General features: G+C 72.9%; 14 protein-coding genes. 4 read left to right on the top strand and 10 right to left on the bottom strand.

From position 1 onward, the window contains the following. Positions 1-49 precede the first annotated feature (49 nt). Both R4P08_RS13540 and R4P08_RS13535 read left to right on the top strand, forming a co-directional pair. On the top strand, positions 50-2,044 hold the full coding sequence (locus tag R4P08_RS13540) for a 2-oxoacid:acceptor oxidoreductase subunit alpha (RefSeq protein ID WP_317814418.1): 1,995 nt from the start codon (positions 50-52) through the stop codon (positions 2,042-2,044). 24 nt (positions 2,045-2,068) lie between these two features. Next, positions 2,069-3,139: a 2-oxoacid:ferredoxin oxidoreductase subunit beta gene (locus R4P08_RS13535; protein WP_317814417.1), complete on the top strand. Its 1,071-nt coding sequence runs from the start codon at positions 2,069-2,071 to the stop codon at positions 3,137-3,139. A 73-nt stretch (positions 3,140-3,212) separates the two neighbouring features. Here R4P08_RS13535 and R4P08_RS13530 read toward each other — a convergent pair whose 3' ends face one another. From R4P08_RS13530 to R4P08_RS13520, 3 genes are all read right to left on the bottom strand, one after another. Beyond that, positions 3,213-4,010 carry an NRDE family protein gene (locus tag R4P08_RS13530; RefSeq protein ID WP_317814416.1) on the bottom strand — a complete coding sequence of 266 codons (798 nt, stop codon included), beginning with the start codon at positions 4,008-4,010 and terminating at the stop codon, positions 3,213-3,215. Positions 4,011-4,046: 36 nt separating this feature from the next. Continuing rightward, on the bottom strand, positions 4,047-4,634 hold the full coding sequence (locus tag R4P08_RS13525) for a hypothetical protein (RefSeq protein WP_317814415.1): 588 nt from the start codon (positions 4,632-4,634) through the stop codon (positions 4,047-4,049). Positions 4,635-4,788: 154 nt separating this feature from the next. Next, a complete protein-coding gene (locus tag R4P08_RS13520) occupies positions 4,789-4,992 on the bottom strand; it encodes a cold-shock protein (RefSeq protein ID WP_317814414.1) in 204 nt (67 codons plus the stop codon). 268 nt (positions 4,993-5,260) lie between these two features. Here R4P08_RS13520 and R4P08_RS13515 point away from each other — a divergent pair, with 268 nt between their 5' ends. Beyond that, positions 5,261-7,600, top strand: coding sequence for a DEAD/DEAH box helicase (locus R4P08_RS13515; protein ID WP_317814413.1), 2,340 nt, complete (start codon positions 5,261-5,263; stop codon positions 7,598-7,600). A 43-nt stretch (positions 7,601-7,643) separates the two neighbouring features. Here R4P08_RS13515 and R4P08_RS13510 read toward each other — a convergent pair whose 3' ends face one another. The 7 genes from R4P08_RS13510 to R4P08_RS13480 all read right to left on the bottom strand — a co-directional run bounded on the left by R4P08_RS13510 (position 7,644) and on the right by R4P08_RS13480 (position 12,548). Next, entirely contained in the window at positions 7,644-8,021 is a 378-nt protein-coding gene (locus R4P08_RS13510) for an Rv3654c family TadE-like protein (RefSeq protein ID WP_317814412.1), read from the bottom strand. Between the two features lie 11 nt (positions 8,022-8,032). Continuing rightward, the gene (locus tag R4P08_RS13505) at positions 8,033-8,347 is read right to left on the bottom strand and encodes a TadE family type IV pilus minor pilin (protein WP_317814411.1); all 315 of its coding nucleotides are present in this window, start codon (positions 8,345-8,347) and stop codon (positions 8,033-8,035) included. Positions 8,348-8,394: 47 nt separating this feature from the next. Then, positions 8,395-8,631 carry a DUF4244 domain-containing protein gene (locus R4P08_RS13500; RefSeq protein WP_317814410.1) on the bottom strand — a complete coding sequence of 79 codons (237 nt, stop codon included), beginning with the start codon at positions 8,629-8,631 and terminating at the stop codon, positions 8,395-8,397. 66 nt (positions 8,632-8,697) lie between these two features. Then, the gene (locus tag R4P08_RS13495) at positions 8,698-9,339 is read right to left on the bottom strand and encodes a type II secretion system F family protein (protein ID WP_317814409.1); all 642 of its coding nucleotides are present in this window, start codon (positions 9,337-9,339) and stop codon (positions 8,698-8,700) included. Further along, positions 9,336-10,241 (bottom strand): hypothetical protein, encoded by a 906-nt coding sequence (locus R4P08_RS13490; RefSeq protein ID WP_317814408.1) that lies wholly within the window; start codon positions 10,239-10,241, stop codon positions 9,336-9,338. Before R4P08_RS13490 ends, R4P08_RS13495 begins: the two co-directional genes overlap by 4 nt. Further along, positions 10,241-11,449 (bottom strand): TadA family conjugal transfer-associated ATPase, encoded by a 1,209-nt coding sequence (locus R4P08_RS13485; protein ID WP_317814407.1) that lies wholly within the window; start codon positions 11,447-11,449, stop codon positions 10,241-10,243. Before R4P08_RS13485 ends, R4P08_RS13490 begins: the two co-directional genes overlap by 1 nt. After that, complete coding sequence (locus tag R4P08_RS13480; RefSeq protein ID WP_317814406.1) at positions 11,439-12,548, bottom strand: chromosome partitioning protein; 1,110 nt, start codon at positions 12,546-12,548, stop codon at positions 11,439-11,441. Before R4P08_RS13480 ends, R4P08_RS13485 begins: the two co-directional genes overlap by 11 nt. A gap of 261 nt (positions 12,549-12,809) precedes the next feature. On the opposite strand from R4P08_RS13480, the gene R4P08_RS13475 reads away from it, so the two are divergent. Then, positions 12,810-13,640: an HAD-IB family hydrolase gene (locus R4P08_RS13475; RefSeq protein WP_317814405.1), complete on the top strand. Its 831-nt coding sequence runs from the start codon at positions 12,810-12,812 to the stop codon at positions 13,638-13,640. Positions 13,641-14,203 lie beyond the last annotated feature (563 nt).

Genomic DNA, 14,203 nt, shown 5'->3' with positions numbered 1-14,203 from the left:
CCAAGTCACGGCCAGCTCGATCAAATCAACTTATCGGAGGTCAGCAGCGGTGGGCAATGTGTCCAAGACCAAGCTGGACAAGGTGGTCATCCGCATCGCGGGCGACTCCGGCGACGGCATGCAGCTCGCCGGTGACCAGTTCACCTCGGAGGCCGCGGCCTTCGGCAACGACCTGGCGACCCAGCCCAACTATCCCGCCGAGATCCGCGCGCCACAGGGCACGATCCACGGCGTCTCGAGCTTCCAGATCCAGATCGCGGACTACGACATCCTCACCGCGGGCGACCGCCCGGACGTGCTGGTGGCGATGAACCCGGCCGCCCTCAAGGCCAACATCGACGATCTGCCCTCCGGCGGCATCCTCATCGTCAACATCGACGAGTTCACCAAGCGCAACCTCACCAAGGTCGGCTACGAGTCCAACCCCCTGGGTTCGCCCGCCTTCGAGGCGTTCCAGGTGCACGAGGTCGCCATGAGCACGCTGACGATCGGCTCGGTCGAGAGTGTGGACATCGGCAAGAAGGACGCCGAGCGCTGCAAGAACATGTTCGCCCTCGGCCTGCTCACCTGGATGTACGGGCGCACGGTCGAATCGATCGAGCAGTTCCTCAAGGACAAGTTCAGCAAGAAGCCGACGATTTTCGAGGCCAACATCCTGGCCCTGCGCGCGGGCTGGAACTACGGCGAGACCACCGAGGCCTTCGCCTCCGAGTACGAGATCCTCCCCGCCCAGTTGCCGCAGGGGCGCTACCGCCAGATCACCGGCAACACGGCGATGGCGTACGGCCTGGTCACCGCGGGCAAGTCCGCTGAGATGCCCGTCTTCCTGGGCACCTACCCCATCACCCCGGCCTCGGACATCCTGCACGAGCTGAGCAAGCTCAAGCAGTTCGACGTGACCACCTTCCAGGCGGAGGACGAGATCGCCGGCGTCGCGGCCGCACTCGGCGCCTCCTACGGCGGGTCCCTGGGCGTCACCTCGACGTCCGGCCCCGGGCTGGCCCTCAAGTCCGAGGCCATCGGCCTGGCCGTGATGACCGAGCTGCCGCTGGTGGTCATCGACGTCCAGCGGGGCGGCCCCTCCACCGGCCTGCCCACCAAGACCGAGCAGTCGGACCTGCTGCAGGCGCTCTTCGGCCGCAACGGCGAGTCACCCGTCGCGGTGATCGCGCCGCAGTCCCCCGCGGACTGCTTCGAGATCGCCCGCGAGGCCGCGCGGATCGCCGTCACCTACCGCACCCCGGTCATCATCCTGTCCGACGGCGCGATCGCCAACGGTTCCGAGCCGTGGCTCCTGCCCGACATCGCGGACCTGCCGGCGATCGAGAAGAACCTCGCCAGGACCCCCGAGGTCGACGACGACGGCAAGGCGACCCGGGAGTACCTGCCCTACGCCCGCGACCCGGAGACGCTGGCCCGCGACTGGGCGATCCCGGGCGAGCCCGGGCTCGAGCACCGCATCGGCGGACTGGAGAAGGCCAACGGCACCGGCAACATCTCCTACACGGCGGACAACCACGACCTCATGACCCGGACCAGGGCCCTGAAGATCGCGCTCATCGACGTGCCCGACCTCGAAGTCGACGACCCGTCCGGCGAGGCCGACGTTCTGGTCGTGGGCTGGGGTTCCTCCTACGGGCCCATCGGCGAGTCCGTCCGCCGCGCCCGCGCCAACGGCCACCGCGTGGCCCGCGCGCACGTGCGTCACCTCAACCCGCTCCCGAACAACATCGGTGAGGTGCTGGCCAAGTACCGCCGCGTACTGGTCCCGGAGATGAACCTGGGCCAGCTCGCCATGCTGCTCAAGGCCCGCTTCCCCGCCGACATCCAGCCCATCACCAAGGTGCACGGCATGGCGTTCTCCGCGGAGGAGCTGCAGAACGCGATCGAGGCCGAGTTCGCCGGTCGCCTCGCCCACACCGAGCACGACAAGTACCGGCTGGCGCTCGACGGGGTCATCACCACGACCGGCGAGCCCGCGGCTCGCAACCGGCGGATCGGCCACACCTCCACCGGCACCACCACAGCCAACCGAACCCGCTGAGAGACGAGCGAGGAGAGGATTCCCATGACCACCACTGAACCCGGACTCGTCGGCAGCGTGCTGCCGCTGGACGCACTGGCGTCCGTGCCCAAGAGCGATGCGCCGCAGAAGCCCAAGGACTACACCTCCGACCAGGAGGTGCGCTGGTGCCCCGGCTGTGGCGACTACGTCATCCTGGCCACCATCCGCGCCCTGCTGCCCAAGCTCGGGCTCAAGCGCGAGAACATCACGTTCATCTCCGGCATCGGTTGCTCGAGTCGTTTCCCGTACTACCTCGAGACCTACGGGATGCACTCGATCCACGGCCGCGCCCCGGCCATCGCCACCGGCCTGGCCACGGCCCGCCCCGACCAGTCGGTCTGGGTGGTCACCGGAGACGGCGACGCCATGTCCATCGGCGGCAACCACCTCATCCACACCCTGCGCCGCAACGTGAACCTGAACATCCTGATGTTCAACAACCGGATCTACGGGCTGACCAAGGGCCAGTACTCGCCCACCTCGGAGCCGGGCACGGTCACCAAGTCCAGCCCCATGGGCTCGCTGGACCACCCGTTCAACACCCTGTCCCTGGCCATCGGCGCCCAGGGCACCTTTGTGGCCCGCGCCCTGGACTCGGACCGCAAGGGACTGACCGAGGTCCTCGACGCCGCCGCCCGGCACCGCGGCACCAGCTTCGTGGAGATCCTGCAGGACTGCCCGATCTTCAACGACGGCTCGTTTGACCTGCTGCGCAAGGAAGACGCCGGCGATCACCTCATCCCGCTGCACCACGGTGAGAAGATCATCTTCGGCGACGACGGCCAGCACTGCGTGATCCGCTCCGGGTTCTCGCTCCAGGTCGCCGCCACCGCCGAGGTCGACGAGGCCGACATCATCGTCCACGACGCCCACGCCGACGACCCGACCTACGCCCACGCGCTGGCCAACCTGTCCACCCAGGACCTCCAGTACACCGTCACCGGCATCATCCGCCAGGTCCGGCGCGAGACCTACGACGACCTCGCCCGCGCGCAGGTCGCCGCCGCCAAAGAGACCGCGCCCTCGGACCTGCAGGCGCTGCTCGACGGCAGCAACACCTGGTCCGTCGGCTAGACGCGATGTCCGGCTAGTAGAACCGACGTATCACCGTCCCGGGGGCGGTCACCCGCTGGAGATCCGCACGAACTCAGATCCGAGCGGTGACCGTCCCCGCGATGCGTCCACGGGCATCCCACGTGCGCTCGACCACGTCGGCCGTGCCGTGCTCGTCGATCCGTACCGCCGTCGTCGACCGCGTCCCGTACCACGAGCCGATCCGGACGAACCGCGAAGACAGCCGCCACTCGTGCCGGAACGGGACCCCCGTCCGCGGCAGGTGCCGCAGCGGAGCCTTGGTGCGGTCGGCGAGCAGGTCGAGCAGGGGGCCGGACCAGTCCGGACCCGAGATCGCCTCGGTGCCCATCAGTGCTCGGACGTCACCGACCGCCCCGACGACCTTGGGCCACGGGGTGTCCAGCGCCGCGTTGGACAGACCGTGGACCCCGGTGCCCAGCCGCATCGGTCCGTGACTGGACCGGTTGGAGGCCCACCACATCTCGTCGAGGTCACCGGCGAGGAGGTTGACCGGGCCGTACCGGCCGAGGTCGTCGACGACGTGCCGGGCGAACCCGGAGACGGGTACCGGCCCGGTGAGCGCATCGACCGGCAACGCCCCGCGAGAGGCGGGCGCCGGGCGCACAGGGCCACTCTCGCGGACGTTGGTGACCGCCGCGAACCGCGCCCCCGACGCCAGGGCCAGCCACGTACCGCCGGCCGTCACATCCCGGCCCGCGAGGATCCCGTCCACGCCCTCCCCGGAGGTCGTCCATTCGTGCAGTGGTTCGGTGGGACGGCTGAGGACCTCGTCCCGGTTGGCCACCACCACCAGCGGGTAGCGGGGGTGAACCCGGCGGGCGACGACGAGCATGCACATGAGCAAGAACACTTCACCACCCGTTGAGCCCACGCAACAGCGGGTGAACTACCCCGGCCACTCGGCAGACGGCACACCGGTGGGCGCCGCCCCGAGGGTCTCGGCCAGCCGCGCGCGGGCGCGGGCCGTCCCGAGCCGCAGTAGTGGTCCGTCACCCCGCGGTCCGACATAGGCGGCGCGGATCCCGGCCCTGCCCAGTGCCTCGACCAGAGCCGCGCGTCGCGGCGCATGGTGCTCCAGCCCGCCGTCGATCCCCAGGTCCACCGCGCCGGTCGCCGAGATGCGGCCCGCGGTGAGGAACCACACCCGTAGCGCGCCCGCCGACGGGGTCCATCCCTCCGGAACCGCGGTGACGGCGCCACGCCGCCAGCGGCGCACGATCGGGGCGAGCTCCGCGGTCCGGGCGGTGGACACGGTGCACCGACCGTCCGGCCCGGGCGCCGAGCGAACGGGTCCGAGGCCGGCCCCGGTGAGAATCGCTGTCAGGGCGTCCGCGCGCCATCCGGTGTCCAGAACCACGGACACCTGCGCGACCTCGCCCGCGAGGGTCGACTGACCGCGGGCGGCCAGAGCGCCCTCCACATCCGCCGGTTCGGGGACGTGCTCGTCGGCGGCGAAGAACGACAGCTGCGTCACGGCTCAGAGCCTACGGTCGCGCCCCGACAATCGTCGACACCGAGGCGGGTTGGTGGCCAGGCCACCAGGCCACAACGCGTCGAGACCCCCACCGCGGATGCGGTAGGGGCCTCGACGGATCTAGACCGCGTGGGGGTCGCGGCGGCCGTGACGGTCAGATGGCGCGGACGTCCTGCGCCTGCGGGCCCTTCTGCCCCTCGCCGAGCTCGAACTCGACGCGCTGGTTCTCCTCGAGCGACTTGAAGCCGCTGCCCTCGATGGAGGAGTAGTGGACGAAGAGGTCGGCGGAGCCGTCCTCGGGTGCGATGAACCCGTAGCCCTTTTCCGCGTTGAACCACTTGACGGTGCCCTGTGCCATGTCTTTACGTTCCTTTTCCATACTGCAGGTGCGACTCGCGGGTTGGCCACGCGTGCCGGGTCGACAGCGGAATGCGGGGGAACCCGCAGCCGCGACGACCGCGTCCAGTAGACCACGAGAGCCTCCGCGGGAGGATGGTCTCCCCGGGCCGGTCCCCGGACCAACCGGCCACACCCTCTTCGCCGCCGACCCGCAGCCAACAACCCGCCCACCGCCCGCCCCCACCCGCTCTCCACCCGCCCGGACGCGGCACCTCTACGGTCGAGGGGTGACGACATACGGACGCGAACTCCTGGGACACCTGCTCGAGCAGCTGCCCGCCGGGGCGTCCCCGGTCACCCACACGGTCGACCTCCCCGCCCGCGAGGCCCGGTACGCGGACTGGCCGGCGTGGTCGCACCCCGGTCTGGTCGACGAACTGCGCGGCCGCGGCGTCGCCCGGCCCTGGGCCCATCAGGTGGCCACCGCCGAGCACGCGCACGCCGGGCGGCACGTGGTGGTGGCCACCGGCACGGCGTCCGGCAAATCCCTCGGCTACCAACTGCCCGCGCTCAGCGCGCTCGCCGCAGACCGGAACGCGAGTGTGCTGTACCTGTCCCCCACCAAAGCGCTGGGCCAGGACCAGCTCTCCTCGGTGGTGTCGCTGGTCGACGCCGTGCCCGGGCTCGCGCATGTGGCCCCGGCCTCCTACGACGGCGACACACCCACCGATGCCCGGCCGTGGATCCGCGAGAACTCGCGATGGATCGTCACCAATCCGGACATGCTCCACCTGTCGATGCTCGGCCGGTCCCGCCAGTGGACGCGGATCCTGCGGGGGCTCCGCTTCGTCGTCGTCGACGAGTGTCACTCCTACCGCGGTGTGTTCGGCTCCAACGTCGCTCTGGTCCTCCGACGCCTGGACCGGCTCGCCCGCGCGATGGGCGCCGAACCGACCTTCGTGCTGGCCTCCGCCACCACCTCCGACGCCGGGGTGGCCGCCACCACCCTCGTCGGCCGCGAGTGCGTGGAGGTGACCGACGACGCGTCCCCCCAGGGCGGGCGGACCGTCGCGCTCTGGGAACCACCGATGATGGACGGGGTCGCCGGGGAGCACGGCGCGCCGGTGCGCCGACCCGCGCCCGTCGAGGCATCGACGCTCATGGCCGGGCTGGTGGCGGAGGGCGCTCGGACGCTGACCTTCGTGCGCTCGCGGGCCGGGGCCGAATCCACCGCGCTGCGCGCCCGCGAACGGCTGATATCCGACCACGGCGCACGGGGCCGTGAGCTCGCCGGGCGGATCGCCGCCTACCGCGCCGGCTACCTGGCCGACGACCGCCGCCGGCTCGAGCGGGCGCTCGCCGAGGGCGACCTGGTGGGCGTGGCCTCGACCTCGGCGCTGGAGCTGGGCGTGGACATCTCCGGCCTGGACGCCGTGGTGAGCGCAGGGTTTCCCGGGACCATCGCGTCGTTCTGGCAGCAGGCGGGCCGGGCCGGGCGCCGGGGCCAGGGCGCGCTGGTGGTCCTGGTGGCCCGCGACGACCCGCTCGACACCTACCTCGTCCACCACCCCGAGGCGCTGCTCGGCCGGCCCGTCGAGGCCACCGTCACCGACCCGCGCAACCCTGTCCTGCTGGCCGGGCAGCTGCGGTGCGCGGTCAGCGAACTGCCCATGTCGCACGCGGAGGCCCGCGCCTGGGGCGCGACCGCCGTCCTCGAGGATCTGGCGTCTCGCGGGCTGGTGCGGCGTCGACCCGCGGGCTGGTACCCGGCCGCCGACGACCACACCCCGCACTCCGAGGTCGGCATCCGCGGGACCGGTGGGGCCGAGGTGGTGATCGTGGACTCCGTCGACGGCCGGATGCTCGGCACCATCGACTCGGTCCGCGCCTGCTCGCAGGTCCACCCCGGGGCGCTGTACCTGCACCAGGGGGAATCGTTCGTCGTGGACGAGCTGAACCTCGACGACGGGTTGGCCCTGTGCCGCCCGGAGGAGCCCGAGTGGACGACCAGTGCTCGGGAGCAGGTGTCGATCGATCTGATCGAGACCCTCGAATCGGTGTCCGCGGGGCCGGTGACGCTGTCCTTCGCCGACGTCGAGGTGACCGCCCGCGTCACGGGGTACCAGCGGCGGCTGCGCGGCGGCGGCGAGATCCTGGACGTGACGCCATTGGACCTGCCCGAGACCGTCCTGGCGACCCGGGCCGTGGTCTACACGCTGACCCCGCAGTTGTTGCGCGTGGCCGGGCTGGAGGAGGCGGACTGGCCGGGGGCGCTGCACGCCGCCGAGCACGCGGCGATCGGGCTATTGCCGCTCGTGGCGACCTGCGACCGCTGGGACATCGGCGGGGTGTCCACCGCCCTGCACCCCGACACGGGCCTGCCGACGGTGTTCGTCTACGACGGCTACGCGGGCGGGGCCGGGTTCGCCGAGCGCGGGTTCCGCCGGGCCGTCCCGTGGCTGCGCGCGACGCTGGACGCCATCCGGTCCTGCGAATGCGAGTCCGGGTGCCCCTCGTGCATCCAGTCCCCCAAGTGCGGCAACGGCAACGACCCCCTCTCCAAACCGGGTGCGATCGCGTTGCTCACCGAGGTTGTGGGGCAGCTCGCCGCTAGCACCGATATCTGACGTGCAGCATGGTCGCGGTGCCCGCGCGGCCGCCACCGCGGACTCAGGCCGGCCCGGCGCGGGCCACCGCCGACGCTGTCCGAGACCCCAGCAGACCCAGTTCAACCCGGACGTCGGCGCGGATCACCACGTCGTAGCCGTCGACCGCGCACCTGGCCGCGACGGCCCGGTTGGCCGAGGCCACCTCTGCTGCCACAGCGCACGGGTCCTCCCCTGCCCGTAGTGCGTGCGCCCCGGCGAGCGCAGCCAGGTCCGCGGCTGATCGAGCGGAGTGCGCGGCCACGGCCGCCCGCCCGACCAGCAGCACCCCCACAGTGATCACCAGGACGGCCGCCACTGCGAAGGCGGCGATGACGGTCATGTACCCCTCGTCCATGTACCCCTCATCGCCGCGGACTCTCCCCGAGTCGCCACTGCTCACGCGGCCCTTCCTCACCCCGCTGCTCCCGGTTCGACCCGGGCGACTGCGCGGCCCGTCAGCACGACCCCCGGCAGTCCGCGGGCGGGGACGCTGACCCGGGCGGTCATGTCCGCACCACTGCTGGCGTCGACCGACACCTCCCCGCCCGGCGCCGCCGCACGCCCGGCGGCGGCGCCCTCTGCCGCCCCGGACATGGCCGCCACCCGGGCTGCCTCCCGCGCCGCGTCGACCACCCGGATCTGGGAGAGCGCCGCGGCGGCCCCGGAGGCGGCGATGGCGAGCACCACGACGAGCGAGGCGATCCCCAGCGCCGCCTCGACGGTCACCGACCCATCGTCCCCGGCGGCCGCCGGGCGGAGCCGACGAGGCGCCATCACACCGAGGTGTTGAGCGCCTGCTCGATGATCCCGCTGAGCGCATCGGTGATCGAGTCGCCACTCACGACCGTGTAGAGGACCGCCCCGAACGCTGCGGCGGCGATGGTGCCGACCGCGTATTCGACCGTGGACATCCCGGCGTCCGCGCTGGTGGCGGGCAGGAATCTGCGAGTGAGAGCCGCGCGGGTTCGGTGGGCGACGGCGGCGATCCGGGTGCTGGATGAGGTGGTCATCTGACTTCTCCTTCTGGTGACCGGGGCGGCGTCTCCGCCTCGGAGTCGGTAGGGCCGGGCGGCCGCTCACGGCAGGACCCCCGGCAGCATCCCGCCGGCCAGGCCGACGACAACGGGGACGACTCCCAGGCAGACGAACGCCGGGAGAAAGCACAGTCCGAGCGGGCCGGCCACGAGGACGGCAGCGCGCTCGGCACGGGCGGTCGCGGCGGCGTCGGCGTCGGAGCGCAGCCGGCGGGCCGCGTGGTCGAGCGCCGATCGGACAGAACCGCCCCCGTCGGTCGCGCGGGCGAGGACCGGGGCGACGGGGGCCAGCCGACCGGCGCCCGGTACGTCCCGCCACGCCTCGGCGGGGGTCGCGCCGAGCCGGACCCGCGCGGCCGCCGCGCGCAGGGGCGCGGCCACGTCGGGATCGGTGGGGTCGACCGCGTCTGCGACGGCAGCCAGGGCCAGATGCGTAGGCAACCCGGCGAGTAGTGCGACCGCCAGCAGATCGAGCGTCCGCGCGAGCGGCTCCGTCCCGACCGGGCCCGCGGTCCGCCGCCGGAGACGGTGGAGCGCGCGGGACAGCGAGGTCGCCGGGAGCGACGGCGTACCGCGCCGGGCGGGAGTGGGGCCGGGAACGAGGCCCCGGAGCCGCTCGGCGGCCGCCCCCCGCCACGGGGCAACGCACAGCGCCGCGGCGAGCAGGAGCAGGGCAGCACTCATCGGGCCGCTCCGGCCACGATCCGGTCCGTCCACAGCAGGCCCGCCGAGAGGAACCCGGCCCCGATCAGGCACATCACCCCGCCGAGTGGGGCTCCGAACAGCACTCCCAGCGGGTCGGCCCCGAATCCCGATCCCAGCAGCACACCGACTCCGGGGAGGGCGGTGAGGATCATGGCGGTGGCGCGGGGGCCGGCGAGAGTGGCGTCCACGCGGACCGCGCGCTCGCGGCGCGCGGCCACGTCCCCCCTGAGCCCGTCCACGACCTCGGCCAGCTCCACCCCGTGACGGGTCGCCAACTGCCACGCCCCCGCGAGCTCCCCGGCCACGCGGTCCCCGACCGGAACTCCGTGCGCCGAGCCACTGCGCGCCACGCCGCCGGGCACCGCGCTGCCGCGCACCGAGCCAGGCACCGAGCCAGGCACCGAGCGGTCCGCGGCCGAGAACAGCGCCGCAGCGACATCCCCACCCAACCTGGCATGGGAGCCGGCCGAGGTCAGCACCGCGGCGACCTCGGGATCGCCGGACCGCGCGGCTTCGGCCGCCCGGTTCAGCGCCAGTTCCGGGCCGGCGCCTCCGCGCAGCACCGACGAGGTGTCGTCGAGTGCGCGTTCCCAGGCGCCGAGACGACCCAGCTGATTCCTGCGGACCCCCGCACGCCGGCGCAGGTCGGTGATGGTGGCCGCGAGCAGTGCTGCCGCGCAGCCGTGGAGCGGACCGGCGGCGACCAGGCCGGTGACCCCGGCGAGGGCGGGGACCAGGACCGGGGCGGGCACCCTCGACCACTGCCGTCGCCACGCATCCAGTCGCGGTCCCGGCGTGCCGTCGAGCTCGCGGAGCCGGTCCCGCGCCGCCCCCTCCGGCCAGACGAGCAGCGCGCCGGCCAGGAGCAGCGCCGCCGCCATCACGAGCCACCTCCCGCGAGCAGCGCCTCGAACGCCCGCCGGCCGGGGACGTCTCCGCCGTCGGCCCGCCAGGCGGGATCGACGACGATCCCTTGCGCATCGCGCCGAACCACACCTATCGAGTCGACGCCGCGCCGCCCGTCCGGGTAGCGGCGCATCCCCACCACCACCCGCAGCGACGCCGCGACCTGCGCGGACAGCGCAGCCCGGTCGAGACCGCCGAGCGCCCCGAGCGCCTCCAACCGGGCTGGGACTTCGGTCGGGGAGTTGGCGTGGACCGTGCCCGCGCTGCCGTCGTGTCCGGTGTTGAGCGCCGCCAGCAGGTCGGCCACCTCGCCGCCCCGCACCTCGCCCACGGCGATCCGGTCCGGGCGCATCCGCAGGGCCTGGCGGACGAGGTCCGACATCGCCACCCCGCCCGCGCCCTCGACATTGCCGTGCCGCACCACCAGCCGCACGACGTGCGGGTGCGCGGGCCGGAGCTCCGGGGAGTCCTCCACGCACAACAGCCGCTCGCCGGCCGGGACGAGCCCCAGCAGCGCAGCCAGCAGCGTGGTCTTCCCGGAACCGGTCCCACCCACCACCAGGTATCCCACGCGGGCCTCGACGAGCGCCCGCAGCAGCGGCTCCGCGTCCGCCGGGACGGTGCCGGAGGCCACCAGGTGCGCGAACGTCGCCTGGGCCGGCCTCGACACCCGCAGGGACAGGCAGGTCCCGTCGACCGCCACCGGAGGCAGCACCGCGTGCAACCGCCACGCCATACCGTCCCGGGACCGCACCACCCCGTCCGCCCAGGGCCGCGCGTCATCGAGCCGTTGCCCCGCCCTGCCCGCCAACCGCACGGCCAGGGCCCGCAGTTCAGCCTCCGAGGGCACCACCACGTCGGTCTCCTCGAGCCCGCGCCCGCGGTCCACGAGCGCGGGTCCCGGCCCGTCCACCACGACGTCGGTGACCCCCGGGCTCGCGAGCAACACCTCGAGCGGCCCGGCCCCGGCCAGGTGTTCGCGCACCAGACGGGCGGTCCGTAGCAGGTCGAGGTGACCGTGCAACGCCTCGGACTCCGCCCGGACCGCGCGCACCACCTCGTCGGGGTCCGGCTCCACCCCGAGCGCCGCCAACCGGGCTCGGACCCGGTCGACCAGGTCCGCCGGGATCGCGGCCCCCGTCGAGCCCGTCGAGCCCGTCGATTCCGCCGACTCAGCGCTCATCGGGGCGCACCTCCGCCAGGAGTGCGTCCGCGATCGCCGCGATCCGGCGCACCCGGCCACCCCGCCCACGTCCGAGTGCACGCCCGAGGTCGCCGGACCCGGCCAGATGGCGCACGGCCCTGACCTCCGGGAGTTCGCGGTACGCGGCGATCCCCGCCGAGTCGGCCACGTCGGCCGCGTGGAGAGGATCGCCGCGCTGCGTACGGACCACCAGGGCGGGTCGGCGCAGGCCACCGGCCGTACGGCCGGCTGCGACGGCGCCCTGGAGGTCCGCCCTGGTGACGACGACGACGAGATCCGCACGCACGAGTAACGGGGCATCCCCCGCGACCCCGCCCGCGTCGCAGACCACCAGTCCGCCCGCCGCCCGATGCGCCAGCGCCGCGCCCAGTGCGCCATCGGGAGCGAGCACCCCCGCCGCGGCGGGGGAAGGCGAACCCGAGGCACTCAGAACGACGCTGCGGCGACCCCTGGACCGGGCCAGCACCCGGCATCCGGAACCCACAAAGGGGACGGCCTCCCACAGGGCGTCGGGGTCGGGGCCGCCCAGCTCGGCGCGGACGTCCTCCACCCGCAGGCCGGGTTCGGACTCCGCGCCCAGGACCAGATCGATGCCCGTCCCCCGGGGATCCGTTTCCACGAGCAGCGCCCGGCCCAGGGCGGACGCCCGGACGGCGAGCGCCGCCGCGAGCGTGCTGGCCCCACATCCGCCCACCGCGCCGACGACCGCCACCAGTCGACCCGATTGCGCTGCGACGGGCGTCATGAGCACTCCCACGAGGTCGGAGGTGCCGGAGGGCAGCTGGATCACCTCGTCGTCGTCGCCCCCGCCGCCCTCTGCGGCCACCCGCACCACTCGCGCCTCCCCGACACCCCCGCCCACGTCAGACCGGTCCGTCACCACCACGTCCGCGAGCGCCCCTCCCCGGGGTCCGGAGTCCAACGCCAGGGCGGCGAGCACCGCACGGACGTCGGCGTCGAGATCGGGGTCGGAGACATCGACCGCGACGGTCCTGCCGGAGGGCTGGCCGGGGCCCATGGTGTCGGCGGGTCTGGTGTGCGCGGGTCTGGGCTGCGCGGGTCGAGGGCTCGGGTTCACAGGCACAGCGTGACCCGGGCGGCTCGCCGCGGAACCGCCATGGAAGGTGTCCGAGGGGTCCCCTGTGGAGGGGGCCGAGGGGTGTGGAGAACCCAGCGGGCCCGGCCGTAGAAAGCGAGAAACCGCGGCAGGGGGGGCGCCGCGGTTTCTCAGACAACTCGATTCGTGGGGGGACGAACCGAGCACCTTGGGGGATGCCCTTACGGGCGTGATCAGTATCACTTACTGACGCGCTGTGCGCAACAACCGTATCGTGGTGGCGTGTCCGCCCCACGCCGCCAGGGCCCCAGGTCGTCTCATCGATCTCGCCGGGTCGCCGCGTTCTTCGACCTGGACAAGACGATCATCGCCACCTCGTCGGTGTTCGCGTTCAACAAATCGTTCGTCGACGAGGGCCTGCTGTCCCGTCGCTCCGTGATCGACCTCGCGTACACCCAGCTGGCCTTCAGCCTCTCCGATGCCGACGACGAACAGATGGTCAAGGTCCGCCAGGCCATGGCCACGGCCACCAAGGGCTGGGAACCGGCGAAGGTCGAGCGGATAGTCACCGAAGCACTGACGGAGCGGGTCTCGCCGACCGTCTACGCCGAAGCCCAGGAGTTGCTCGCCGAACACCGGGCGCTCGGGCACGATCTCGTGATCGTCTCCGCCTCGGGCGAGGAACTGGTGGCGCCGATCGCCCGGATGTTGGGCGTGGACCACTACGCCGGCACGCGCATGAACCGCGACGCCGACGGCCGGTACGGCGGGGAGATCGAGTTCTACTGCCAGGGCCAGGGCAAGGCCGAGGCCATCCGGGCGTTCGCCGGCCGCTACGGCTACGACCTGCCCTCCTCCTATGCCTACTCCGACTCCTCGACGGACATGCCGATGCTCCTGGAGGTGGGGCATCCCACGGTGATCAACCCGGATCGGGCCCTGCGCCGGGAGGCCCTCGCACGCGGCTGGCCGATCCTGACCTTCGAGAACCCCACCCCGCTGCTGCCGACCCTCGAACGCGCGACCGGGCCGATCGTCGGGGTCGGTTCGATCGCGCTCGCGGTGGGAGCGGCCGCGGTCTCGTTCGCCCGCGCCTCGCGCAAGCGCGACTGATCAAGCCGCGCCGGCGCGGCTGATCCAACCGGCCATCATCCGCCCCCGGTCCCGTGTGGCGCGATGGCCGGAGTCCCCCGAGAGTCCCGAAGTTCCTTGTGGGATCCGTCCATCGCCCCGGTGAGTCGCCCCACGGCACACTCAGGGCACGGTGGCCAAGGCGCCAGGACCGCGGCGGAGGAGAAGCCACAGTTCCCCGCTGGCAACCACCGTCATCGAATCTCCGGAACCCACGCGACGGATAACGCCCGAGAGGCAAAACCAGCCGTGGGTCCGCGCCGATCGTCGCCGACGGTCGTCCCGGACCGGCAACACGGCGGATCACAGGACGCCTGGTACCCGGATCTCTCGATGGAACCGCAGTGGATCGGCGGGTCGGGACGTGCCCCGGCCCGCCATTCGCGCGTCAGGCCCCCGTGGAGGGAGGCTCCGCCGTGCCTCGTGACCGTGCCTCGTGACGCCGTGCCCGGCGACACCGCCGCCACGAACTCCAAGCCGTGGGCGTTGATCGCCGCACTCGGCTTCGTCGGGACAACGGTGTCATTCACGCAGACCCTGGTGAT

Source organism: Rhodococcus sp. IEGM 1408 (assembly GCF_033142235.1).
In the GTDB taxonomy this organism is placed as follows: Bacteria; Actinomycetota; Actinomycetes; order Mycobacteriales; family Mycobacteriaceae; genus Dietzia.
This window is presented reverse-complemented; position numbering and strand designations above follow the sequence as displayed.